This window comes from Rhizobium sp. NFACC06-2 (assembly GCF_900101425.1).
GTDB classification, from domain to species: Bacteria; Pseudomonadota; Alphaproteobacteria; order Rhizobiales; family Rhizobiaceae; genus Agrobacterium; species Agrobacterium leguminum.
On the sequence record NZ_FMVA01000010.1, the window covers coordinates 22,821 to 46,505 of the forward strand.

Annotated in this window: 18 protein-coding genes and 3 pseudogenes; 5 read left to right on the forward strand and 16 right to left on the reverse strand. The window is 60.0% G+C overall.

The genetic code is table 11. The annotated features are described in order from the left end of the window. Window positions 1–168 precede the first annotated feature (168 nt). The 8 genes and pseudogenes from ggt to F3H58_RS17330 all read right to left on the reverse strand — a co-directional run bounded on the left by ggt (window position 169) and on the right by F3H58_RS17330 (window position 7,230). On the reverse strand, window positions 169–1,926 hold the full coding sequence (ggt, locus tag F3H58_RS17295) for a gamma-glutamyltransferase (protein ID WP_149743041.1): 1,758 nt from the start codon (window positions 1,924–1,926) through the stop codon (window positions 169–171). Window positions 1,927–2,233: 307 nt separating this feature from the next. Further along, window positions 2,234–3,112 (reverse strand): carbohydrate ABC transporter permease, encoded by an 879-nt coding sequence (locus F3H58_RS17300; protein ID WP_188128969.1) that lies wholly within the window; start codon window positions 3,110–3,112, stop codon window positions 2,234–2,236. Then, the gene (locus F3H58_RS17305) at window positions 3,112–4,200 is read right to left on the reverse strand and encodes a carbohydrate ABC transporter permease (RefSeq protein WP_149743043.1); all 1,089 of its coding nucleotides are present in this window, start codon (window positions 4,198–4,200) and stop codon (window positions 3,112–3,114) included. The genes F3H58_RS17300 and F3H58_RS17305 overlap by 1 nt, the downstream gene beginning before the upstream one ends. 17 nt (window positions 4,201–4,217) lie before the next feature. Beyond that, window positions 4,218–5,486 (reverse strand): sugar ABC transporter substrate-binding protein, encoded by a 1,269-nt coding sequence (locus F3H58_RS17310; RefSeq protein WP_149743044.1) that lies wholly within the window; start codon window positions 5,484–5,486, stop codon window positions 4,218–4,220. A gap of 83 nt (window positions 5,487–5,569) precedes the next feature. Continuing rightward, window positions 5,570–5,938, reverse strand: a pseudogene (locus F3H58_RS17315) (EAL domain-containing protein); the annotation flags it as partial. Between the two features lie 26 nt (window positions 5,939–5,964). Next, complete coding sequence (locus F3H58_RS17320) at window positions 5,965–6,270, reverse strand: hypothetical protein (protein ID WP_065654962.1); 306 nt, start codon at window positions 6,268–6,270, stop codon at window positions 5,965–5,967. A gap of 120 nt (window positions 6,271–6,390) precedes the next feature. Continuing rightward, a pseudogene (locus tag F3H58_RS17325) lies at window positions 6,391–6,783 on the reverse strand (GFA family protein). Between the two features lie 84 nt (window positions 6,784–6,867). Beyond that, a complete protein-coding gene (locus F3H58_RS17330; protein ID WP_149743174.1) occupies window positions 6,868–7,230 on the reverse strand; it encodes a hypothetical protein in 363 nt (120 codons plus the stop codon). 235 nt (window positions 7,231–7,465) lie between these two features. Here F3H58_RS17330 and F3H58_RS17335 point away from each other — a divergent pair, with 235 nt between their 5' ends. Then, window positions 7,466–9,154 carry a dihydroxyacetone kinase family protein gene (locus tag F3H58_RS17335; protein WP_149743045.1) on the forward strand — a complete coding sequence of 563 codons (1,689 nt, stop codon included), beginning with the start codon at window positions 7,466–7,468 and terminating at the stop codon, window positions 9,152–9,154. A gap of 55 nt (window positions 9,155–9,209) precedes the next feature. Here the strand turns inward: F3H58_RS17335 and F3H58_RS17340 are convergent, their stop codons facing one another. Further along, on the reverse strand, window positions 9,210–9,668 hold the full coding sequence (locus tag F3H58_RS17340) for an Lrp/AsnC family transcriptional regulator (RefSeq protein WP_149743046.1): 459 nt from the start codon (window positions 9,666–9,668) through the stop codon (window positions 9,210–9,212). A gap of 123 nt (window positions 9,669–9,791) precedes the next feature. Between F3H58_RS17340 and F3H58_RS17345 the strand changes: the two genes are divergently transcribed. The 3 genes from F3H58_RS17345 (at window position 9,792) to mctR (ending at window position 13,272) form a co-directional block, all read left to right on the forward strand. Further along, window positions 9,792–11,075 carry a cystathionine gamma-synthase family protein gene (locus F3H58_RS17345; protein ID WP_149743047.1) on the forward strand — a complete coding sequence of 428 codons (1,284 nt, stop codon included), beginning with the start codon at window positions 9,792–9,794 and terminating at the stop codon, window positions 11,073–11,075. Between the two features lie 170 nt (window positions 11,076–11,245). Beyond that, on the forward strand, window positions 11,246–12,643 hold the full coding sequence (gene mctS, locus F3H58_RS17350; RefSeq protein WP_149743048.1) for a two-component system sensor histidine kinase MctS: 1,398 nt from the start codon (window positions 11,246–11,248) through the stop codon (window positions 12,641–12,643). Further along, on the forward strand, window positions 12,640–13,272 hold the full coding sequence (gene mctR / locus F3H58_RS17355) for a two-component system response regulator MctR (protein WP_059761235.1): 633 nt from the start codon (window positions 12,640–12,642) through the stop codon (window positions 13,270–13,272). The genes mctS and mctR overlap by 4 nt, the downstream gene beginning before the upstream one ends. A 63-nt stretch (window positions 13,273–13,335) precedes the next feature. On the opposite strand, the gene F3H58_RS17360 is transcribed toward mctR, so the two are convergent. From F3H58_RS17360 to F3H58_RS17375, 4 genes are all read right to left on the reverse strand, one after another. After that, window positions 13,336–14,448, reverse strand: coding sequence for a TRAP transporter substrate-binding protein (locus tag F3H58_RS17360; RefSeq protein WP_065654906.1), 1,113 nt, complete (start codon window positions 14,446–14,448; stop codon window positions 13,336–13,338). Window positions 14,449–14,516: 68 nt separating this feature from the next. Next, window positions 14,517–16,022, reverse strand: a complete 1,506-nt coding sequence (locus F3H58_RS17365; RefSeq protein WP_065654907.1) for a TRAP transporter large permease — start codon at window positions 16,020–16,022, stop codon at window positions 14,517–14,519. Between the two features lie 18 nt (window positions 16,023–16,040). Then, window positions 16,041–16,589 carry a TRAP transporter small permease subunit gene (locus F3H58_RS17370; protein ID WP_059761233.1) on the reverse strand — a complete coding sequence of 183 codons (549 nt, stop codon included), beginning with the start codon at window positions 16,587–16,589 and terminating at the stop codon, window positions 16,041–16,043. 220 nt (window positions 16,590–16,809) lie between these two features. Further along, the gene (locus F3H58_RS17375; RefSeq protein WP_149743049.1) at window positions 16,810–17,739 is read right to left on the reverse strand and encodes an MYG1 family protein; all 930 of its coding nucleotides are present in this window, start codon (window positions 17,737–17,739) and stop codon (window positions 16,810–16,812) included. 200 nt (window positions 17,740–17,939) lie between these two features. Here F3H58_RS17375 and F3H58_RS17380 point away from each other — a divergent pair. Next, window positions 17,940–18,609: pseudogene (locus tag F3H58_RS17380) on the forward strand (hypothetical protein); the annotation flags it as partial. A gap of 53 nt (window positions 18,610–18,662) precedes the next feature. Here the strand turns inward: F3H58_RS17380 and F3H58_RS17385 are convergent. The 3 genes from F3H58_RS17385 to F3H58_RS17395 all read right to left on the reverse strand — a co-directional run bounded on the left by F3H58_RS17385 (window position 18,663) and on the right by F3H58_RS17395 (window position 23,676). Beyond that, on the reverse strand, window positions 18,663–21,407 hold the full coding sequence (locus tag F3H58_RS17385) for a LuxR C-terminal-related transcriptional regulator (protein WP_286169690.1): 2,745 nt from the start codon (window positions 21,405–21,407) through the stop codon (window positions 18,663–18,665). Window positions 21,408–21,497: 90 nt separating this feature from the next. Then, the gene (locus tag F3H58_RS17390; RefSeq protein WP_149743050.1) at window positions 21,498–22,586 is read right to left on the reverse strand and encodes an S-methyl thiohydantoin desulfurase family protein; all 1,089 of its coding nucleotides are present in this window, start codon (window positions 22,584–22,586) and stop codon (window positions 21,498–21,500) included. A 1-nt stretch (window position 22,587) separates the two neighbouring features. Continuing rightward, window positions 22,588–23,676 carry an S-methyl thiohydantoin desulfurase family protein gene (locus F3H58_RS17395; RefSeq protein WP_149743051.1) on the reverse strand — a complete coding sequence of 363 codons (1,089 nt, stop codon included), beginning with the start codon at window positions 23,674–23,676 and terminating at the stop codon, window positions 22,588–22,590. Window positions 23,677–23,685 lie beyond the last annotated feature (9 nt).

Below are 23,685 nucleotides of genomic sequence, written 5' to 3' on the forward strand. Positions count from 1 at the left end.
GACGCTTTGACGGCTCCAATGGCGCAGCAAGAGTTGTTTTTGGACGTAAGGCCCTGTTCTTTACGATTTCCTCGCTAAAACAGAACAGCCTGCGGGGTAGTCATCTAACCTCCACACGAACGCTATGCTCAGCCTCTTGAGGCCGCCGTTTTTCCGCAGGCTGAGCGTTCACTCCCCCATCACCACTCCCTCGCGTCGTGGGTCGGCGCTGCCGGCCAAGCCTTCGGCGGTGATTTCGACAGCATGCAGACCGGAATTCATCTCACCCGGTTTCACCTCGTAACCCAGCGCCTTCAGCGGACCGGCCAGTTCTTCCGCGCTGGTGCCGGCCTCGATGTCATAGGTGCCGAACCGGTTGATGAGATGCGGCTGGGCGACGATCACTTCCACCGGCATGCCCCAGTCGATATAGGCGATCAGCGCCTGCGCTACATAGCCGATGATCTGGCTTCCTCCGGGCGAACCAATGGCGAGCAGCGGTTTTCCATCCTTCATCACGATAGTGGGGGCCATGGAGGAGCGCGGTCGTTTACCGGGTTCGACGCGGTTGGCGATCGGCAGACCCCCGTCATGCGTCTTGAAGGAAAAGTCCGTCAACTCGTTGTTCAGCAGGAAGCCATTCGTCATCAGACGCGAGCCGAAGCCGCTTTCGATCGTCGTCGTCATCGAGACCACGTTGCCTTCCTTGTCGACGATGACGAAATGGCTCGTCGACGGCAACTCAAGCGCGGCATCCCGGCCGAAAAGCAGCGCGTGGTCCCATTCCGGCTCACCGGCATTGACGGCGTCGTTGGCCAGCGCCTTGTCGCCGTCGAGCAGCTTTGCCCTCTCGCCTAGATAGGTCTTGTCCAGCATGCCCTTGACCGGTAGCGGCACGAAATCGGTGTCAGCGACGTAACGCTCGCGGTCGGCGAAGGCCAGACGCTGCGCATCGCCGATAATGCGCCAACTGTCGACATTTTTCGGGCCTAGAGATCTGAGATCGAAATTCTCCGCCATGCCGAGCATCTGGCCGATGGCGATGCCGCCTGACGATGGCGGTCCCATGCCGCAAACGTCATGTGCACGATAGATAAAGCAGACTGGCTCGCGCTCGATGACGCGATAGTTGGAAAGATCGGAAAGCGACAGCACGCCGGGATTGTCGGCTGCCTCGCGCACGGTCTTGACGATCGCCTCGGCAATTTTCCCTTTGTAAAAGGCATCGGCGCCGCCCTTGGCGATCGCTGCAAGCGTCTCGGCATAGGCCGGGTTCTTCAACGGAGCACCGGCCTGCAGCGCGGCCCCGGAGGTGTCGAAGAAATAGGACCGCGCTTCTGGATATGTCTTCAGCCGGTCACCCTCTGATGCGATCAGAGAGGCAAGGCGCGGCGACACCTGAAAACCGTCGGTCGCCAGCGTTTCCGCCGGCTTCAGCAGGCTTGCCCATTCCGCCTTTCCATAGCGTTTGTGAGCTTCCTCCAGAAGTCGCACCGTTCCCGGCGTGCCAACGGAACGACCGCCGATGACTGCGTTCATGAATTTAAGCGGCTGACCTTTGTCATCCAGGAAGAGCTTTGGCGTGGCTTCCATCGGTGCCGTCTCCCGGCCGTCCAACGTCGTCAGCCTGCCACTTTTAGCGTGGTAATAGACGAGGAAGGCGCCGCCGCCGAGACCGGAACTCTGCGGTTCAACGAGGCCCAGCACAGTCTGCACCGCCACCATCGCATCTATGGCGTTGCCGCCCGCGGCGATCACGTCGCGCCCCGCCTGGGCCGCCAGTGGATTGGCTGCCGCGACCATGAGTTTCTTCGACTGGACGCGTTTGGCGGTGGCAAGCCCGGTTGCCCTTTCCGGCGCCACCGTGTCGGACGCCTGCTGGGCGGAGTCGATTGCGGTGGAAAACATCAAGGCAAGAACAGCCTCACAGAGAAATCTCATTTTCATCGGCCTCATCCTTCAGAGCGGCGCAAACCATGAATGTGAGATGGGCAAATCTCGCAGGGCGCTTAAGATCAACTCTTGGGCGACTGCCCTTCCCGGTCAAACATTCGATTTTAATGGCAGTGTAATCAGCCAATCTGGAACGACGATCTGCCGGGCGCCGTTCAGCGTTCAAGTTCGTAAGAAAACACAACAGCCTCCGGGTTGGCCAGAATATTCGGCGCTAATGGAATGCAGCAAGCTCCCGCAAGTCCCAGTGCATTCTCACTAAAGCCCTGTGTCAGGCCTTCACCCCGCGCAGGATGAGGCGCTATCCCTTTATCCCGCTCGCCGCGATACTGGAGATGAACAGCCTCTGCAGGCAGAGATAAAAGATCAGCACCGGCAGCGTGATGATGGTGAGATAAGCCATCACCTCACCCCAGGGTGTGTTGAGCTGGAAGAAATACTGCAGCCCCACCATCACCGGCCTGTAGGCCTCGGACTGGGTAACGAGAAGCGGCCACAGATACTGCTGGCTATACATGACGAGAAACTTCAGGATCGCAGCCGTTGCGATGACCGGGCCGCTAAGCGGCATCACCACCTGCGCGTAAATCCGCAGCCAGCCGGCTCCGTCGATGCGCGCCGCCTCCAGCAACTCCTTCGGCAGATCCTTGAAATATTGCACGAAAAGGAAAATCGTCAGCCCGTCTGCGATCCATGGGATGATCTGCACATGCCACGAATTGAGCCATCCCCAGGTAAACCCGTTGCTGCCGATCCATGGCAGATTGTTCACTTCGAGCAGCAGCGGCACGGCAATGGTTTCAAAGGGAATGATGAGCGTGGCGAGGATGATCGAAAAGAGAACATCCTTTCCACGCCAGTTCAAAAAGGTGAAGGCGAATGCGGCAAGCGAGCCAAGCAGCAGGGCGAGAAACACGGTAACGCCCGTTACCAGAACCGAGTTGAATATGAAGGTCGCAATCGGCGCCCGAGCGAAAGCCGCGGTGTAGTTTTGAAGCGACAGATCGCCAACCGGCAGGAAAGCGCGTATCGAGGTCGCATCACTGAGCAGCTGGTCGTTCGGTTTCAGCGACGAGAAGCCCATGAACAAGAGAGGCAAAATGAAGATCGCCGCGAAAGCGAGCATGAGTAGATAGTTGCAGATGAGAAAAGCGAGGCTCTTGCGTTGTCCGGCCTGCATCACTGCTTCTCCCTTGTCAGGTATCGTTGGGTCAGTGAGATGCACAGGACAAGCAGGAAGAGGACGACCGAGATTGCCGAACCTGCCGCGATGTCCTGCTGTCGGTATCCCCGCTCAACCGCCTGATAGACGATGCTTTGCGTCGAATCGCGGGGGCCGCCCTTGGTCATCACATCGATCTGCGCAAAAAGGGCAAAAGCCTGCATGGTGATGACGATGATAATTAGCACGGCCGTGTTGCGCAGCAGCGGCCAGGTTATCATGCTGAACTTCTGCCAGCGGCTCGCGCCTTCGATATCGGCTGCCTCGTAAAGATCCGGAGAGATAGTTTGCAGGCCGGAAAGCCATATGACCATGTGGAAACCGACCCCCTGCCAGACGGACATGACCAGGATGGCCCACAGGGCGGTATCGGTTCTGCCCAGCCAGTCGACTGGCTGGAACAGCCCGAAGCTCATGTAACTCAAAAGGCTGTTCAGGAGCCCGTTATCCGCCGCATAAATAAACCGCCAGAGCAGCGCCACGACCACAACCGACAGCACGACGGGCATGAAGTAGACCGCGCGGAAAATCGTGACGCCGGGAATCTTCTGGTTCACCAACAGGGCAAGAAACAACGCCAGCGCCGCCTGCACCGGGGCAACGACCGCCACGAAGGAAAGCGTGTTGACGAGCGCTGTCAAAAACACCACGTCGCGCGCCAGAATGACGATCTGGTTCTCACCCCAGCTGAAGCTCTTATATTCCCGCATCCCGTCCAGATGGGGATAGTCTGGATTGTTGCGGGTGAAAGTGCGAATGCGCGGATAGGAGGTTGCGCCATCCGCATCCTGCTTGAGGCTCCCATCCGCCTCCCTTTCCGGCTCAAGCTTCAGCACGCCGATACCCAGCAGCCGGGTGTAATTTTCAACGCCGACAAACTCGGTCGGATTGGGAGATGTCAGCCGCTGGTTGGTGAAGGAAAACCCGAGCCCCAGCAGAAAGGGCGCGATCAGGAACAGCCCGATCAGCACCATCGCCGGTGCAGCCATGAACCAGCCCGTAAAGCTGTCCCGGGTCAATTTCCCCTTTGAAGACAAGAGCGCCATCGACAGACAACCTTCCCCTATTTGGGTTGGTAACCGGAATTGCGTTCTATGTTGTTGTTTATCTCGTCGGCGGCGTTGTCCAGCGTATCGGCGACATCCGCGCCATTGGCAATGTCTGACAACGCTTTGGAAAACACCGGCGAGATGAAGGCGTAAGCCGGCGTCACCGGGCGCAACGTTCCCTGACGCTTGGAGAGCTCGAAGAAAACTTCGAGCGGGCCACCCTGTTTATAGTTCTCCGTCATCTGGGCTGCCGAAGACGTGGCCGGGATCAGGCCGATCGCATCGGAGAACTGCGCGAGATATTTGTCCTGTATGGCGAATTCGATGAAGGCGGATGCGCCTTCGGGATGCTTGCTGGTGGCCGATACACCAAACTGCCAGGATCCTGCACCTATCTTCGGACCGTTCCCGAAATCAGGGGCGGGCAGGAACAGCAGGTCGTCTCCATATTTCTCCAGAGCCTTCACCGCAACCCAGTTGCCCATCCATTGCAGCGCGTGACGGCCTTCCAAAAAGCCGGTTTCATGGTCGGCAGGCGATTGCGATGTTCCGGGTGCCAGTTTTTTCTGGAACAGGGACTGCCACCATTCTCCGAACTTGATGGCATTCTCTCCGTTAAGGGTGTTCTCGGCGGTCTGGTAATTTTCCTTGTCGATCAGGCTTCCGCCGAAGCTTTCCAGAAATGGGCTGAAGGCATAGCTGTACCATTCGGTTTTATCGGCCATACCGAGGTCGATCGCATATTCGAACTTGCCGCTGGCCGCGAGCTTTTCGAGCGCTGCATCAAATTCCTCGCCGCTCCACGGCCGGTCCAGCGTTGGAATGCGAATGCCATTTTCATCGAGAACCGACTTGCGGGCAAAGACCGCGACAGCCGCGTCCCACAGGCCGACCGAATAGAGCTTGCCTCCCCACTTCCCGACAGCGCCGGGCAGGAAATTGGCAAGCTTTGCCTCGTCGATCTGCAGTGGCTGCAGATAACCGGACCAGGCCCAGTTCGGCATGTTCGGGCCGTCGACATCCAGAATGTCTGGCAGCTTGTTGGAGAGTGCGGCGGCGGTGACGGATTCGTTATAGGCGGTTTGGGGAAATTCCTGAAGCGAGACCCGCCAGTCCGACTGGGACGAATTGAAGTCCTCGATGATGCCGGCCAGAATCTTGCGTTCTTCCACATTGCCCGCGCCGTGATACCACATGGTCAGGTCGGTCTGAGCCAGTGCCACAGTGGAAAAAAGCGTCGTCAAGGCAGCGGCTGCCCCCACAAAAATGGCTTTGGTGATCATAGATTGTCCTCCTCCTGAAGAAGAGTAACTTCAACATCTACCGATTGTTCCGCAGAAAATTTGTGTTCTGGCGCTGCACCTTCTCAGGAACGCGACCAGAAGAAGCGTTCGAAAAATAAACAGCACGGAGAGGTGAAGGAGCCGAGCGAAAGCGTTTCGGGGGCAGGCCGGGCCCTCGAAAAAAGCCAGCCCTCAGCGAAGTCCACGCCGTGTTCCCGCAGATAGGCTGCCTGCTCCTCCGTCTCGATACCTTCGGCGACGGTGAACAGGCCAAGTTCACGCGCCATTCAGATAATATGCAGCGTAACGGTGCTGGTTGCGGATTTCCTGCCAATCGTGTCGACGAAGGACTTGTCGATCTTCAGGGCATCCATGGGGAGCCCCTGCAAATATTGAAGGCTGGAATAGCCGGTGCCGAAATCGTCTATCGCGATGGAATGTCCCGCCTTGCGCGGGCTCATTGCTTTGGCGTTTATCCTCAGATCCCGGACCCATCAAGCTCCCGGGCATCGTCACCTTCCCAGGGAGCGGGCATCGCAAGGCCATCGGTATTTGCTGAGGGCATAGGCATCCAGCACTTCAATTCCGGCTCCGAGTATTCGATGATCCGCCCTGGCGAAGAGTCTGAGGCACGCCAGCCTTCTGAACCGTACTGGTCGCCTTTCGACCAGTACGCAAGGTCTACTTGGGATGGCCCTTGTTCGGACGGACGTATCGTGATGAGAATCCTATCTCCGTTTTTCGGCGCGCTTGCCATATGGCGCCATCGGTGTGGTTGGTCCATCATTTCCCCCATCGTTTCGGCATTCAAGTCTCACCTCACCGTCCAAGAGGGTCAACTCAAACTTTGTATGACCCTGTATCGATCCGACGGAATTCGATGTCCCTGCTATGAATTTGCCCGTTAACGTCTCTCTCCAGGATCTCGAAAAGAAAGGGAAACCCAAGCATGGCGGGTCTCCTCATAAACGCTCTGCGTTGGTTCCATGGCGCTTGAATCCTCAAAGCAGCCCAAGGCGATGGCGACGAGATTGGGCCGAAATTCCGGCATCCAATAGACGGTCGATCCACAGGCGGGGCAGAAGCGGAACTCCAGGCTCTTCCCGCTATCTCCGGGCCGCATGTAGGTTTGGTATTCCCCCGATGCAGTAACTTGATCGGCTTCTTAAAATACCGCGACACCGAACGCTGAGCCGGTACGATGCTGGCACGCACGGCAGTGACAAACGGAGACCTTGCGGGGTTCTCCGTTTGTCACGACAGTTAGCTGACGACATGAGCAATGGGCCAAGCGCAAACTGTTGCTCCCAGTTCTAAATCCCCGAAATATGGCTTTCGAGGCCCCTCCACCACTCACCGGCAGGAACCGCCTCTCCGGATCTCAGGCTTCGACAGCTTCGCTGACATCATCCAGAAGAAAGTGCACGATCACATAGCGTGTCGTGTATTTCTGACCGCTATCGGAGACGCTTTCGATGCTGCCGCCGTCGGAAGGGTGCCATTTCTGGTAGTGGGGGTTATTGGTGATCAGCGTAATCGCTTTGTGAGAGAACTTGCCGTTAAGCCGGTAGCGGGCCTCTGCGAGATGCCAGATATTTTCAAAATCCTGCTGGCTGATCCGTGCTTTCAAGGCCTTTCTGGATATTGTTTTCCCGGGCGAACCATCGTCATGCGCCGCCGATGGAATATGTAGGTCAACCTCTTCTGCACTGTCCAGCAGAAACGCAAATTCGTCTGGCCACATCCGTCTCACGTATCGCTCCTCCCAAAGCTTACCGTCCTACAGCGCGATCATGATAGCGCCTCCGCCGCCAGAGGCAATGGCGGATATGCACCTGTGTTTCCCTCGCACGCCCTCAATCGATGTCGCGAGTTCGAATGCCCGGAACTTGAAATTGGCCGGGAGATCGTGCTTGTTCACGGTCAGCAGGGCACGTGCGTGTCCCCGCCGGCCAACGAACTGCATCGAGGAGTAAGGCATGAAGAAGCTCATCAACGATCCAGCCACCGTCGTGCGGGACATGCTCGAAGGCGTGGTGGCCCTCAGCCCCGCGACGGTCCTGCTTGCGGATGAGAATGTCGTTATCCGGTCTGGCCTTCAGGCCCCGGAAAAGCGCAGGGTGGCGGTGCTGTCGGGCGGGGGCAGTGGCCATGAGCCAGCCCATGCGGGTTATGTCGGCGCGGGCATGCTCACCGTTGCGGTGGCAGGCGATGTCTTCACCTCGCCGAGCACCGATGCGGTTCTTGCCGGCATCAGGGCTGCAGCCGGACCTGCCGGTGCTCTGGTTATCGTCAAGAACTACACGGGCGACCGGCTGAATTTCGGATTGGCGGCGGAGCTGGCGCGAGCTGAGGGAATTCCGGTCGAAATCGTGGTCGTTGCCGATGATGTCGCCTTGAAGGACACAGTTCCCGACGATCGCCGCCGGGGTATTGCAGGCACAGTGCTCGTTCACAAGCTCGCCGGCGCAGCCGCGGAGCAGGGACTTCCCCTTCAAGAGGTGGCCCGCATCGCCCGGGAAGCTGCCGAAAAATTGTCCTCCATGGGAATATCGCTGGGGTCCTGCACGCTCCCTGCCGTCGGCAGGCCGGGCTTTGTCCTTGGCGACGCTGAAATCGAAGTCGGGCTCGGCATCCATGGCGAGCAGGGCGTCCGGCGGATGTCCATCGCATCGGCGGACGAGCTTGTGAAGCTGGTCTTCGAGACGATCGAAGCCGATGGCAGGCTGAAGAGCGGAGACCGGGTTGCGCTTCTGGTCAACGGACTGGGATCGACGCCGCCGATGGAACTTGCGGTCGTGGCGCGATCCGCCGTCACGCGCCTGAAAGCAAAGGGCGTCGTGGTCGAACGGGCATGGGCCGGTACCTTCCTCTCCGCCCTCGATATGCCCGGCTTTTCTTTGTCAGTCATGCATGTGGACGACGCAATGCTCAACCTCATCGATGCGCCGACCGACGCCGGCGCATGGCCGCGCGGCGGTGCGGTGAACCGCAACCGCGTCTTGCCTTCAGCAGGTGTTAAGAAGAGCGTGACTGCGGAAATCAGGATAACAGCCGCCGGTGAGCGACTGCGTTCCGTGGCGGAGCGGGTCGCCCGAGCCCTGATCGCCGCGGAGCCCACGCTGACGCAGCTGGATAGTGTTACGGGCGACGGCGACCTTGGGACAAGCATGGTGCGAGGCGCGGAAGCAATATTGGCGCTGCCTCGGGAGAGTTTCGCAGATGTGTCCGGTGGCTTGATGGCGATGGCAAACGCGATGCGGAAGGCAATCGGCGGAAGCTCGGGTCCCTTTTACGCCACGGGCCTGATGCGCGCTTCGCGCCATCTTGCCGGGATCGAAAAGCCGACGGCCCCAAAGATGGCGGAGGCGTTCGTGGCTGCCGTTCTTGCCGTCTCGGAACTCGGTGGTGCGAAACCGGGGGACCGTACGATGATAGATGCGCTTCATCCGGCGGCGGAAACGTTCCGAGACAAGCTCGCAGCCGGCGCTTCGGCCGACGAGGCCTGGCGATCCGCCTCGGCGGCGGGCATTGCAGGCGCCGAGGCGACGGCGTCGATGAAGCCGCGGCTCGGGCGCGCGAGCTATCTTGGCGAGCGGGCTATAGGACATCCCGATGCCGGAGCTGTCGCCGTCAGCATCTGGCTTGAAGCAATCGGGAACGATTAGCGCCGATGGGCGGCGGGCCTGATGAGAAAGCGGATTGCCGCCGTGGCCGCGAAGCTCAGATGCGCCGCGCCTTGATGGTGTTCATGACGAAGCTGGTCTCGATGGTCTCGACGCATTTCAGCTTTGCAATCTTGTCCTTGATGAAACGCTCGTAATCCTCCAGCCCACCGCACATGACCTTGAGCATGTAGTCCCTCGGACCGGTGACGAGATGACATTCGAGAACCTCCTCCCAGTCAAGAACGGCTGCCTCGAACATCCGGATTTCGTCATCGTGCTGGCGGCTGAGGCGGACGGACGCAAGGGCGGTCATGGTCCATCCCTCGATTGCCGGATCAATGATCGCGGAGTACCCTTTGATGGCGCCTATCTCTTCCAGACGTCGAAGCCGCCGCAGGCACGCCGATGCCGACAGTCCGACCCGCTCGGCAAGTTCGTTGTTCGTGATCCGCGCATCGGCAGACAATTCCTTGAGTATCCGCCTGTCGATCGGGTCTGCAATTTTTTGCGACATAAATGACCATTCTCCGCAATATGTTGCTTCATGAGATAACTTGGCGCTTCAGAATGCAAGGTATTTTGGTTTCACTGCGTGTAACCTGCGGGTAGTTCAACGCCAGCTGAGGGATCATCGGAAATGACCGCGCCGCATCCGTCCAAAACCCATATCGGCAACCACGCTCTCCATCCTGAAACCCAGATGCTCAATTACGGTTATGATCCGGAATTGTCGGAGGGTGCCGTCAAGCCTCCCGTGTTCCTGACATCGACCTTCGTTTTCAAATCGGCGGAAGACGGGCGCGACTTCTTCGACTACGTCTCCGGCCGCAAGGAGCCGCCCGAGGGCAGGGGCGCGGGCCTCGTCTATTCGCGCTTCAACCATCCAAACAGCGAGATCGTCGAGGATCGTCTTGCGGTTTATGAGCGTACCGAGAGCTGTGCGCTGTTCTCCTCGGGCATGTCCGCCATTTCAACGACGCTTTTCGCCTTTGTCCGGCCTGGTGACACCGTGCTGCATTCCCAGCCACTGTATGGCGGCACGGAGACGCTGCTGGCCAAGACCTTCCATAATTTCGGCGTCTCGGCGGTGGGTTTCGCCGATGGTGTGAGCGAAACCTCGGTGATGGCTGCGGCAGAAGAGGCGATGGCGAAAGGCAGGGTCTCCGTCATCCTCATCGAGACCCCCGCCAATCCGACAAACAGCATTGTCGATATTTCGATGATGAGCCGGGTCGCCGATGTGATCAGCGAAAGGCAGGGGCACAGGCCGATCATCGCCTGCGATAATACGCTTCTCGGCCCGGTGTTCCAGCGGCCCATCGAATACGGTGCGGACATCTCGCTCTATTCGCTGACGAAATATGTTGGTGGGCATTCCGACCTCATTGCCGGGGCAGCACTCGGCCGGAAGGAAGTCATGAAACAGGTGAAGGCGTTGCGTGGAGCAATCGGCACGCAACTCGATCCGCACTCGTGCTGGATGCTCGGACGTTCCCTTGAGACGCTGCAGATCCGGATGGAGCGGGCGGACAGCAACGCCAGGATCGTGGCGGAATTCCTGAACACGCATCCCAAGGTCGAGAAAATCCATTACCTGCCGTTCAGCGATCCGGCGTCGGCGGTTGGCAGGGTATTCGCCGCTCAATGCTCCGGCGCGGGATCGACATTCTCGTTCGACATCGTCGGCGGGCAGGCCGCATCTTTCAAATTTCTCAATGCGCTCAACATATTCAAACTCGCGGTAAGCCTCGGCGGCACGGAGTCTCTTGCGTCTCACCCTGCAACGATGACGCATTCGGGAGTTCCTGCCGATGTCCGCCAGCGCATCGGTGTGCTGGATTCCACGATCCGGCTGTCAATCGGCATCGAACATCCCGACGATCTTGTCGCCGACCTGACCCTTGCCCTGGATCAGGCCTGACGAGGGAACGCGGCTTACCCCACGCGCCACAGAAATGATTGAAAGCTGCCCTCACGTTGCAAACCTGGATAGGGTCACTCACGGTCGCGTCGCGCGGCTCGCTTTCCAACGTCGCCGATTTGCGGCATTAAGTGTTGTGAAGTGTGCAAGATGAATGTGTCGGGGGGCGCATGAAACTCAGGAGCCAGATTCTCGCATTGGCCATCGGGCCGCTCGTTCTTGCGATTATCGTCATCACAGCGCTGATCACGTGGCAGTCCATGACGCTGGCGCGCACGAGCATCGATGCGTTCGAACGAAACATGCTCGCTGCAAAGGAGGCTGAACTCCTTAACCTCACCAATCTTGCCCTTTCGGCGATCCGCTCGGTCTATGACAGGGCAGGACCTGATGACGAGGCCGCGAAGGAAGAGGTCAAGCGCATCCTGACCGGTCTCGACTACGGCACTGACGGCTATTTCTTCGTCTATGACTATGACGGGCTGAACGTGGTCCATCCGCGACAGAATTTCCGTCCGGGGAACAACTGGCTGGATCTCCACGATCCCGATGGCAACCGGGTGATCTACGATCTGATCGTCGAGGCGAAAAAGGGGGGAGGGCTGGTCCAGTACAAGTGGGAAAAGCCTTCCACCAAAAAAATGGCCGACAAGCTTTCCTTTGCGGCCGGCCTCGACAAATGGCGCTGGATGATCGGTACTGGCGTTTACCTCGACGACGTTTTTGCGACGACGGCGGCGGCGAAGGAGGAGTTGCGGCATTCGATCACCTGGACCTTCCTGATCGTCGCCCTGTTTGCGGTTCCCGCCGTATTGCTGGTCTTTGCCACCTGCATGCTGCTCAATCTGCGCCAGCAGCGGCTGGCGGATGGCCGGCTCAAGGAATTGATGCAAAGGATCATCGATACCCAGGAGGAGGAGCGTCTGCGCATTGCCCGGGAACTGCATGACGGCATTTCCCAAAATCTCGTCGGCGTGCGTTTTGCGATCGATCTCGCGCGGCGCAAGGTCACGCCGGATAATGTCGGCGCTGTCGAGGCAATCGGCAAAGGCGCCATTGCGCTGAACGAAGCGATCAAGGAAGTCCGCCGCATCTCCCACGATCTTCGCCCGCGTGTTCTCGACGATCTGGGGCTGACGGCAGCTCTGGAATCCCTGATCTCGAGTTTTTCCGAACGCACGGGAATTGCGGCGACGCTTGAATCCGTGGCCTTCAAGCATATGCTTGTCCCGGAGGCACGGGTTGCGCTTTACCGTGTCGCACAGGAGGCGCTGACCAATATCGAGCGCCATGCCGACGCGACGCAGGTCGCCATCCGGTTTTCCAGTCGCGACGAACGGGTCCAGATGGATGTCAGCGACAATGGCCGTGGATTTCCGGCCGTTCGGACGGAAAACGGGATGCCGGCAAGCAAGGGGCTCGGTTTGAGAAACATGCAGGAACGCATGACGCATTTCGGGGGCAGGCTGGATGTCGAAAGCTCGGCAAAGGGAACCGTTCTGCGGGCGGTGCTGCCCATCACCGCCATGAAGGATCGCAATGGCAGCTTGCAGGAGGCCGCCGAGTGACCGTTCATCCGATCCGTGTGTTGTTGATCGACAACCATCCTCTGGTTCTGGATGGGTTGAGGGCCGTCCTCGAGACTTACGAGCATCTCGCAGTCGTTGGAACCGCGGTGTCCGCCATGGCTGGTATCGACGCGGCTGTCGCCACGCGGCCCGATGTGGTGCTGATGGATATCAACATGCCGCAGATCAATGGCATCGATGCCCTGGAGCTGTTCAAGGAAAAGCAGCTTTCCGCCCGGGTGCTGATGCTGTCGATGCATGACAGCCGGGAATATATATCGACATCGGTTATGTATGGTGCGGCCGGTTACATTCTGAAGGACGTGGCGACCGAAGAAATAGTCGCCGCAATCGAAACCGTGGCTGCCGGCGGCACCTATTTTTCCTCTGGCGTTCGCGATGTGCTGATGGAGGGGTCTTCGGGCAGGCTGAAGGCGCTGACGACACGCGAGCAGGAAGTTCTGCTGCTGATCGCGCGCGGAAAGAGCAATCGCGACGCTGCCCTGGCGCTCGATATTGCAGAGCGCACGATGGAAACCCATCGCAAGAACATCAAGAGGAAACTGGATATAGCGACGACCGCCGGTCTCATCCGCTATGCGATCGATAACGGGCTTATCAAAGAATAGCCGCCAAAGGCCCGAGGCCCCGGGATGTCGCCATCCGGGGGCCTCGGTAAAGTCTATGTCGGCTTATTTGCCGGCCGTCTGCATGGCATAGCCGTAGCTGTCATAGGTATATTCGGCGACGCGGAACCATTCGAAGCTCTCGTCGCGGAACTTCTTCCAGCCCGGATAGATCTTGGCCCATGCGGGATGCTTCTGCGTGTACTCGTCATAAAGCTCGAAGGTCGCCTTGTAGGCGGCGTCGAGCACATCGCGGGGCAGCGGGCGAAGCTGCGTGCCCTTGGAAACCAGCGAGCGGATCGCATCCTTGTTCTTGACGTCGTACAGCGCCTGCATGTTGATGTTGGCGGCCTTGCAGGCGGTGTCGAGCGCTGCCTTGTATTCATCAGGCAATGCTGCGTATTGATCCTTGTTGACGAAGAAGTGGATCGTCAGCCCACCCTCCCAGAACGCGGGATAGTAGTAATAAGGCGCGATCTGGTAGAAGCCGAGCTTTTCGTCGTCATAGGGACCGACCCATTCCGCGGCATCAATCGTGCCCCGTTCCAGCGCCGGATAGATGTCGCCGCCCGGAAGCTGCTGTGGCACCGCGCCAAGCTTGGCGAGCACCTGTCCGGCGACGCCGGCAATACGCATCTTGAGGCCCTTGATATCCTCGAGGCTCTTGATCTCCTTGCGATACCAGCCGCCCATCTGGGCGCCCGTCGCTCCACCGGGAATGCCGATGACGCCGTAGTCGGAAAGGAATTCGTTGTAAGCCTCGTTGCCGCCGCCGTGGTAGAGCCATGCGTTCTGCTGGCGGGCGTTCAGGCCGAAGGGGATGGTCGAACCGATGGCGAATGTCGGATCTTTCCCGGTGAAATAGTAGCCGCAGGTATGGGAAATCTCGACGGTATTGGCTTTTACGGCGTCGATGGCCTGGGCGCCGGGAACGATTTCACCGGCCTGGAAGACCTGGATTTCAAACTTTCCGCCTGTAATCGCCTTCAATGCATTGGCCATGACGACGGCGCCGCCATAGATCGTGTCCAGATTGTTCGGGAAGCCGGACGTGAGACGCCAGCGAACGGTTGGCAAAGACTGGGCTATGGCGGGTGTCGCAAGTGCCGAAGCAGCCGCAGCAGCCCCTGCAAGTACGCCGCCCGACAAGAGTTGTCTGCGACCTGGGTTGACCTTCATAGATTACCTCCTCCTATTGAACGTCAGCGATTTTTGTTGCGGCGGGCGCTTTTGCGCCCGGCCGATTGTCATGGGGTGGCCGGCTTTCCGAAGCTCGGTGCGCTGTTGCCGGGTGCCGAGAAAGGATTGGCGAAGGGATCGGCGTCCGTTCCCGCACTCGGCATTGGAACGTTGATATGGACGGACGAAGGATCCGCCACCTTGGCGCCTGACTTGTAGTGCATCACGATGCCGGGGAAGGCGATGATGATGACGACCATGGTCAGCTGGATGAACAGATAGGGAATGGCGCCCAGGTAGATCTGGGACGAGGTGACCGGCTGGATCGTCTGTCCCGTGATCCGGTCCTTATAGGCCCGCGTCGGTGCGACGGACCGCAGGAAGAACAGCGAGAAACCGAAGGGCGGGTGCATGAACGACGTCTGCATGTTGACCGCCAGCATCACGCCAAACCAGATCAGGTCGATGCCAAGCGCATCGGCGACCGGCGCCAGCAGCGGGATGATGATGAAGGCCAGCTCGAAATAATCGAGGAAGAAGGCCAGGAAAAAGACCAGCAGGTTGGCGACGATCAGGAAGCCGATCTCGCCGCCCGGGATCGATGTCATCAGATGCTCGACCCAGACGTGGCCGTTCACGCCATAGAAGGTCAGGGAAAAGACGCGCGCGCCGAGCAGGATGAGCAGCACGAAGGACGACAGCTTCGCCGTGGCGTGCAGCGACTGCTGGATCAGACCGAAATTGAGCTTGCGGTTGGCAAGCGCAAGGGCAAGCGCGCCGACAGCACCCATGGCACCGCCTTCCGTGGGGGTGGCGATCCCAAGGAAGATCGTGCCGAGCACGAGGAATATCAAGACGAGCGGCGGCACCAGCGAGGTGATGACCTTGAGCAGCAGCTTGGTGCCGCGCAGGGTCCGCGCCTCCAGCGGCAGGGCCGGGACTTTCGTGGGGCTGATGATCGAGGTCACGATGATATAGAGCGCATAGGCCGCCACGAGCATGAGACCCGGAACGAGCGCGCCCTTGTACATGTCGCCCACCGAACGGCCGAGCTGGTCGGCCAGCACGATCAACACGAGGCTGGGCGGGATGATCTGCGCCAGCGTGCCGGAAGCCGCGATCGTGCCGGCGGCGACCTTGCGGTCATAACCATAGCGCAACATGATGGGAAGCGAGATAAGGCCCATCGAGATAACCGAGGCGGCGACGACGCCGGTGGTGGCGGCCAGAATTGCCCCGACGAAGATCACGGCAAACGCAATGCCGCCGCGGACAGGTCCGAACAGCTGGCCGATCGTGTCCAGCAAATCCTCCGCCATGCCGCTCTTTTCAAGAATGAGCCCCATGAAGGTGAAGAACGGTATCGCCAGCAGCGTTTCGTTTGACATCTGGCCGAATATGCGATCGGGAATGGCCTGGAACAGCGTCGCTGGCAGCAGGCCGAGTTCTATTCCGATGAAGCCGAAGAAGAAGCCGACAAAGGCTAGCGCGAAGGCCACGGGATAGCCGAGCAACAGCACGATGATGAGCGCCGCAAACATGATGGGCGCGAGATTTTCCGCAATGAATGCCATTGTTGTTTTTTCCTTCGATCAGAGCATTGCCGCCGCGGCGTCAGCCTCGGCAACCGGATCGGGGATATCGCCGCGCAGGATCGCGACACGCTTGATGAGTTCCGAAACGCCCTGGATGGCGAGAAGGCTGAAGCCAATCGGTATTAGCGCCCAGACGGGCCATTGAATGAGGCCGCCCGTGTTGTTTGAAACCTCACCGGAAGCAAGTTTCTGCAGAAACACCGGCCAGGAGAGATAGACCGTGATGAGGCAGAAGGGCATGAGAAAGAAAATGGTCCCGAGAATATCGACCCACAGCTGCCCTTTGCGCGGAAGATTTCCGTAGACCAGATCGACCTTCACATGCTCGTTGTTAAGAAGCGTGTAGGCGGCGGCGATCAGAAACACGGCGGAGAACAAATACCACTGCGATTCAAGCCAGGCGTTGGAACTCATCGAAAACGCCTTGCGCATGACGGCATTGATGGCGCTGATGAAAATAGCCGCGAGAAGCAGCCAGGAAATGCCTTTGCCAATGGCTGCATTGGCGGCATCGATGGCGCGCGAAACGGCCAACAGAAACTTCATGATATCCTCCCCGAAAGCGGCCGCGTACTCCTCAATACGTGTGTGACCGCCATAATTCGGGCAGGATAACCATGGTGGCCGGACGCTCAAGGGCGCGCGCCGGCGAATTTCCTCAGACGTACCGAGAACTGGGTATGGGCGAGTTCAAAACCCGCACCCGGGCTTAATTTCGCCTCCTGTTGCCGGGCCGAATGCGTGGTTTGCATGGTCGACTGCGATGTCACTGTTTGGCTGCGGTCGCTTCTTTTACCGCCAACTCCGCCATGGCGAGTGCCGCATCGCGGGTTCTGGCAGCCGCGACAAATCGGCCGTTGTGGCAGAAGCTCGCGCCTTCGACGCCGCAAACCGCTTCCAGATCTTTGTCCGTCAGGCCGGCCCAGGCCGCCGGCAAATCCGCCCGCAGTTCAAAGCCTTGATCCGCGCGGCGGATGCCCGTCAGGCACCAGTCGTTGTTGCGTGGATGAACGACGAACAGCAGATGGTCGGCGCCCGCCTTCTTGATGGCGGGCCGAAACGGCATTCCCATCGGCAGTTCCAGAATTTGTCTCTCGCCGGCATCAACGATAGCCCGGCTCACGAGCGCTTCAGCCCGCAATTTCGCGGCGCTGTTGGCGATCTTTGCCACCACGAAGCTGCGTGCGATCGCCAGCGCCGCGTGGAAACTGCGATTGTCCGCTTCGGGATCTGTCTCGTCGAAAACAGGCTTCAGAGTTTCCAGCAGGACGGGCAGGGTCAGCCCCGCGAGTGCCCCCGCGGTGGAGGGGCTGAGCGCGCCATTGTCGACCAGATCGACCGGCAGCACGAAGCTGGCATCGAAAGAGGCGTGAACGGTTTCGATATGGTCTTCAGGAACGCCGAAGGCGGCGAGATAATCGCGGCCGAAATGCTTCCAGATCAGTCCGAACGAACTATAGGGCTGACCGTCTTCGCGCAACGGCGCACCGCGCTGATGGTGATCGAAGGCGCCCTTCGCCGCGTCATAAACACCGCCGACGTCGTAGACGATGCGGTCTGCGCCGGGTGCGATCCATTCGGGCGCCCTGCTGCGGATCAGGCGTGCCTGCGGGAAAAGCCGGGTCAGCACGACGCTCGACAGCAGTTCGTCGGCATGGAAGCCACCGGAATGGGTGACGAGGAAGTCCGGGATCATGTCAGGATGCGCCTTGTTGCTTGCGGAAGCTCCGCCTGGGAGTGGGCACCTGATACCCTTTGCCGGACTGCATCTCAACCCGCCATTCGCAATGGAGGCTTAAAAGCAAGGATATGCTGGACGTCGTGATCTGAATGAAAGGCGGTTTGTCACCGCGTTTCAAGCCGTCTTCAGGATCGACAGGTTGGGTGCCGACGGGTCGTCCGCCATCGACCACTCTGGCGATCGTCGCGGATATGGGCGACAGCTTCCGCCTGCTGCTTGCCGGCGATTCCGGCGTCAGGATCAACGCGTCTGGTCCAGAATACAAAGCTGATCGATACGGTAAGCACGTCGGCGCGCATATTCGTGTTCAAACAGCTTCTCGCCGCCATGGGTGACGGTGACGCGGCCGAGGCGCGCACTCGTGCGACGATTTTCTCCGGCCTGCGTTCGGCGGTCGCAAACGGTATCATGACGGCGCGGGACGCGGAAAATGTCGTCATTGCCGCGGCCGGGATGAGCGGCCTTGAGAACGACATTGAAACGGTCGAGGAATTCCTGATGGGTGGAATCCGCGTCCAGCCGCAATTCGCAAACCGGCATGGGCATGTATTGGGTTACGCCTCGGTGAATGGCGGAACCGTCATGCAGGAGGGGGCGGTTGATCTCCGCATCGCCAAAGACGAGCTCTCGAGCATTGAAATATTCTCTGACGGCTATTTGTCCCTGCCGGCGGGAACGGATATTGCGGCCTGGGAAGCGGAATTCGCGCGTGTCGAAGCGGCGGATTTCCACAAGCTGCGTGAGTATCCGTCCGTCAAAGGTTCGACAACGGCGGAATTCAGCGATGACAGGACCGTCATTTGCCTCAACCTGGTTCAAGGGTAGTCCAGTTTAAGAACCTCATGTCAACCGGCCGACATCGCATATCGATGTCGGCGTCATTCGCGGTCGGTCAGCTTGAGGTGTTTGCTGACGGAGACAGCCATGCCGCGCCGGCTGACGCCAAGCTTCGCATAGATGTTCTTCAGGTGGAATTTCACGGTCGCTTCCGAAAGGCCGAGATCGCGGGCCATTTCCTTGTTGCTGCGGCCTTCGGAGAGAAGTTTCAAAACGGTGGTTTCCCGCCCGCTCAGCAGTCCGGCGGCATGTGTTGTACCGTCGTCATTGCCGCCCAGCGGCATCACCATGCGTGGCTGGCGGCCAAGGCCGTGGCCGACGATCCGGCTCATGAATTCCACCGCGTTCGGGCTGAATACCTTCAGCCCGAAACGGCGCACGATGGCGCGCAATGTGGTGGCAAGATCGTGCCCCTCATCGGTAAAGAGCTGCGTCGCCTCGTGAGCGCGGGCAAGGGCGATGGCCGATTGCAGATAGGCGAAGGCCTGTTGTTGTCGGCCCGCTTTCCACGATGCCTGTACCGCCATGATTTCGGCCAGCATACGGTGATAGGCGCGGCCGGACGCCTTGGCGGAAAGGATCAGGGCTTCGAGCCTTAGCAATGCCTGCGGCGCCTGCCCCTGCGCAAGCGCAAACCGGGCGCTGGCGATGTCGAAATCATAGGCCTCGCGCCAGGTCCAGTTTCCGGCACCGCCCGCCTGTTTCAGGGTTTCCACCCGTTCCATCGCCTGCGTTGCCGACTCGATCATGCCGGCCCTGACAAGCAGATCGACACGCATGATCGCAGCCGCAGTCTTCAGGCGGGGCAGGTTGCGCTCCACGGCCACTTCCTCAGCCTTGTCGATTGCGGCAGCGGCGGCGTCGAAGCCGCTGACCTGAAGACGGCTGCGGGCCAGCAGCCAGAACAGGCGCATGAAAAGGTCGACCCAGCTTTCGCCGCGTATCAGCGGCTCCACGCATTCCGTCAGCGTCTGCTCGACATGAAGCACTTCACCCTGCTGATAAAGCACGTCGGCGGTCGCGAGGCGGACGATGGCGAGCAGGTTCCGGTCCGTCCAATGCACCCGTTCCACCAGTTCTTCGGCCTCCCGGCAAAATTGCAGTGCGGCGGAAAATTCACCGGTCAGCGTGCTGACGAGGCCGAGGTGGATGAGCATGAAGACCTGTGCATAGGGCGTTTTCTCCTCGCGATAATATCCGAGCGCCTTCAGCGCCGCCCGCCGCGCCTCCTCAAGCTCGCCGGTCCGGGTGTAAATGATGCAGAGGTGGTTGAAGAGCCAGGCGAGTTCCCACGTGGCATGCGGCGGCAGGGCGGCGGCGGCCCGTTCCAGCCGTTGCGCCTCTGCAGGGCTCATGCGGCGGTCTTCATAAACATCGATCAGGCTGTCGATATGGTCGAGGACGCTACGGTCGACGGCAGCAAGTGCGGCAGCGGACCATTCGCCGTTTTCTTTCAGAATATCGAGCCGTTCGCGCCCGGCCGCCGCATTGCCGCGCTTGGAGAGCACCACGGCATAACAGACCATCAGGCCGGGCGATGCATGCAGGATTTCCGGCGGAAAATTATCGATCAGGTGCTCCAGCACCTGATGCCCGGCCCGCAGGAAAATATCGACGCCGCCGGCCTTGCCGATGATTTCTTCCGCCATATGAAAATCGCCGCTCTGGGCGGCGTGGGAAACGGCGCGTTCCAGGTGGGCGCGGGTTGCAAACCAGAGGGCGGCCTGGCGATGCAACGCCTTCTTTTCCGTTTCCGAAACGAAGGCGGTGTCCCGTTCGAGGGAGGTGCGAAGCACGGGGTGCAGGGAGAGCCAGCCATTTGGCCCGTTTTCGATAATGGGATGCATGGCCTCCAGCATGGCCAGATCCTCTTCCGTCAAGCTGGGCAAACCGAGGTCGGATGCGAGATCAAGACGAAATTCCGAGAAAGGCGACAATCGGCGCAGGGTGGACAGGAGCGCCGGAGAAAGCCGGTTGATAACGGTTTCGCGCGTGTAGTCCATCAGATCGGCATGGGTCCCGGCGAGCAACAGGCGCCGCTCTTCTTCCGTCGGGCCTCCGGTCACGATGCCGGTGGCGAGTTGCGCCAGCGCGGGCCAGCCGCGGGTGATTTCCATCAGGGGATCGACAAGCGCCACCATCGCGCCACGGGCCAGCAGCCGCCGCAGGTCGGATCGCCCGAATTCGAGCTCTCGCGCGGTCACCTCCGTCAATACCCCGCGTGCCTTCAGCCGGGCAAGCGGCAATTGCGCGGGAGAACAGGACGAGCAGGCGATGCGGAGCGTATCGGGCGCGGAAAGAATGAGCTGCTCCAGAAGCCGGTATCGGCTGCCGGTGTCGATTTCGTCGACATTGTCGATGAAAAGAATGGTCAGGCCCTCACGCCGCGCCACCGCTTCCATGGCGTCCGTCATCGCATCCTGCGTGTCCGCCATTGCGGCAAGGCCAAGCGATTGACGCAATTCACCGACGAAACGCTCAGGCGACGCAATGCCGGACGCGTTGAGCCAGGAACAGTGGGAAACCGCGGTATCGCGCATGCCCGGCAAAGTGAGGGTGCCGTCCACCAGACGCTCATAGGCCGCTTTCATCAGGGCGGTCTTGCCGAAACCGGGCGGGGCGCGAAGAACGACGATCTGTCTGGAAAGCCCTGCGGCCAGCTTGGAGAGCAGATAGGGTCTTTCGATGCCTGAAAAAAGCATGCGCGGCGGGCTGAAGCGCAATCCGGCGCCGGTAAATGTTCTTACGGCATGCAACGGCTTTTCACGCAAGACACGGCTTGGCATCGGTCCTCTTTCGTCACTGAACGACCGGCCCCGGCCGGAATGACATCCGAAAAGGGCAGGGCATTATCAGCGCCTGATGCCGGGCGTTCGTCAAGAGCCGAGTGGCCGGTAGGCTTGCGGCAGGCCGAAGGCGGCGGGACCGAAGACGGCAAGCGCTTCCGGCGTGCGCATGATGGGCGGCACACGCACGGCAAGCACGTTTACGCGCTGACCATAACGCAGCCTCTCTGTGGTGATGGCTTCGGCCGTGTCGATGTCGAGCACGGTGATGAGATCGGGGACGATCGCCAGCACGCGTCCGCCTTCTTCCTCGGCGACGAGATTTTCGTTCTGGATGCGGATTTTGACCTTCGGTTTCGAGGCGTCGAAGGGTTCGATGGTGGCGGTCCCCACCGACCAGCCGTTTTCCTCCTTGCGGGCGACATCGCAAACCTTGCCGGAGGTGATGATTTCGGCATGGCCGTAATGCGTACCCGCAAAAAAATCGACAAGCGCCCGGACCGGGTCGAGATGTTCTGCGGCCGCCTCGCGCAGGGTCCGGCCAATGCCGATGGCAAGCGACATGGTGGCCGGCACCGAAACGCGTTTTGCCGTCTCGCCATCCATGCCGTAATTGACGATATAGGCCTGCCCGCCCATGCGGATGGTCACGCCGCGGGCCAGCCACTCGGCCTTGGCGGCGTCTTCGGTCTCGATCAGTACGCGGTTGCCGCGTTCGTCCGCCACCGCCACCGGGCTTGCCGGCACGCCGTAGACGTTGAAGGTTTCCATTTCAAGCTGCGGGAAGGCGCGGCCCATGCCGTCCGCATCGATGACGGGCACACGCTTTTTGGCCGCCAGCACGATGGGTATCATGGAATTGATGCCGCCCGCCTCGAAGGGAATGATGGCGCCGACATCGATGCCGGTGTGATCCTCATAGGTCTCAAGCGCAAGATCGCCCTCTTCGCCGGAGGGAATCTTTTCGATGAGGATGGTGGGCGCTCCCATCGCGCCGCAGGCGACGACGGCTGCACCATCGGGCACCGCGTCGAGCGCGATCAGGTCCACCGGTCCGTATTTTTCGATGGCGGCCTTGGCCAGAAGCTTGCCGATATAGGGATCGCCGCCGCCGCCGGTGCCGAGAACGGCCGCGCCGACGGCCAGATCGTCTATGTCCTGCTCCGTGATGATTGCCATGTCAGTCGATCTCCTCGATCGAGGTAAAGGGTTCCTTCAGGCCAAAGCAGGCCGGTCCGAAGACGTTGAGCGCTTCCGGGGTGCGCATGATCTCGGGTACCGAGACGGCGACAACGGTGACGCGCTGGCCGTAACGCAGGTTTTCGCTGGTGATTGGCTCGGCGGTTTCCGTGTTCATGATCGAGATCAGGTCCGGCACAATGGCCTTTACCCTGCCATCCTGCCTGGCTATCAGGTTCTCGTTCTGGATTTCGATTTCCATCTGCGACGTGAATGGCGCGATGGCCTCGATGCGGGCGCGGCCGATGGTGAAGCCGGCTTTGGTTTCGCGCATCACATCGACGATCTTTCCCTGAAAGATGACGCGACCGTAACGGTAAAGCGTGGATGGCAGGAAACCGAGAAGCGCCTCGATGGGATTGATGTGGTCCTCCTGCGCCTTGCGCAACACCTTGCCGATGTGGATCGCCAGTGTCAGCGTATTGGGAATTGCCGTGCGCTTCACCTCCGCGCCGCTCATGGCATATTCCGCAATATAGGCGCAGCCGCCCATGCGAATGGCGACAGCGCGGGAGAGCCATTCCATCTGCCTGTTATCGACGGCTTCGATCAGCGCACAATCGCCCCATTCGTTACTGACCGCCATCGGGGAGCCGGATATGCCGTAAACGCCGAATGTCTCCATTTCCAGAAACGGAAAGGCGCGACCCATGCCGTCGGCATCGACGATGGGCAGACCGAGCCGGGCGCCGACGACCAGCGGAATGGTGGAATTGATGCCGCCTATCTCGATGGGCATGGTGTAGCCGGCTTTTTTGCCGAGCCTTTTCTCAAGGCGACGGAGCGAGAAGATGGCCTCTTCGCCAGACGGGATTTTCTCCACCAGCACGGTCGGCGCACCCATCATGGCTGTCGGGATGACGAGACTGTCATCAGGCAATTCACTGGGGTCGATCAACTCGACCTCGCAGCCTTCGTCCAGGCATTGCTGCACCATCATGCGCCCGACATAGGGATCGCCGCCGCCGCCGGTTCCGAGAAAAGCCGCGCCGACGGCGAGATCGGCAAGATGTTCGCGTGTGAGTTTCATCGCCATGCC

Bases quoted from the DNA above. Each gene is read 5' to 3' on its own strand.
- ggt (WP_149743041.1), bottom strand. From the start codon at position 1,926: ATGAAAATGAGATTTCTCTGTGAGGCTGTTCTTGCCTTGATGTTTTCC.
- F3H58_RS17300 (WP_188128969.1), bottom strand. From the start codon at position 3,112: ATGCAGGCCGGACAACGCAAGAGCCTCGCTTTTCTCATCTGCAACTAT.
- F3H58_RS17305 (WP_149743043.1), bottom strand. From the start codon at position 4,200: ATGGCGCTCTTGTCTTCAAAGGGGAAATTGACCCGGGACAGCTTTACG.
- F3H58_RS17310 (WP_149743044.1), bottom strand. From the start codon at position 5,486: ATGATCACCAAAGCCATTTTTGTGGGGGCAGCCGCTGCCTTGACGACG.
- F3H58_RS17320 (WP_065654962.1), bottom strand. From the start codon at position 6,270: ATGGACCAACCACACCGATGGCGCCATATGGCAAGCGCGCCGAAAAAC.
- F3H58_RS17330 (WP_149743174.1), bottom strand. From the start codon at position 7,230: ATGTGGCCAGACGAATTTGCGTTTCTGCTGGACAGTGCAGAAGAGGTT.
- F3H58_RS17335 (WP_149743045.1), top strand. From the start codon at position 7,466: ATGAAGAAGCTCATCAACGATCCAGCCACCGTCGTGCGGGACATGCTC.
- F3H58_RS17340 (WP_149743046.1), bottom strand. From the start codon at position 9,668: ATGTCGCAAAAAATTGCAGACCCGATCGACAGGCGGATACTCAAGGAA.
- F3H58_RS17345 (WP_149743047.1), top strand. From the start codon at position 9,792: ATGACCGCGCCGCATCCGTCCAAAACCCATATCGGCAACCACGCTCTC.
- mctS (WP_149743048.1), top strand. From the start codon at position 11,246: ATGAAACTCAGGAGCCAGATTCTCGCATTGGCCATCGGGCCGCTCGTT.
- F3H58_RS17360 (WP_065654906.1), bottom strand. From the start codon at position 14,448: ATGAAGGTCAACCCAGGTCGCAGACAACTCTTGTCGGGCGGCGTACTT.
- F3H58_RS17365 (WP_065654907.1), bottom strand. From the start codon at position 16,022: ATGGCATTCATTGCGGAAAATCTCGCGCCCATCATGTTTGCGGCGCTC.
- F3H58_RS17370 (WP_059761233.1), bottom strand. From the start codon at position 16,589: ATGAAGTTTCTGTTGGCCGTTTCGCGCGCCATCGATGCCGCCAATGCA.
- F3H58_RS17375 (WP_149743049.1), bottom strand. From the start codon at position 17,739: ATGATCCCGGACTTCCTCGTCACCCATTCCGGTGGCTTCCATGCCGAC.
- F3H58_RS17385 (WP_286169690.1), bottom strand. From the start codon at position 21,407: ATGCCAAGCCGTGTCTTGCGTGAAAAGCCGTTGCATGCCGTAAGAACA.
- F3H58_RS17390 (WP_149743050.1), bottom strand. From the start codon at position 22,586: ATGGCAATCATCACGGAGCAGGACATAGACGATCTGGCCGTCGGCGCG.
- F3H58_RS17395 (WP_149743051.1), bottom strand. From the start codon at position 23,676: ATGAAACTCACACGCGAACATCTTGCCGATCTCGCCGTCGGCGCGGCT.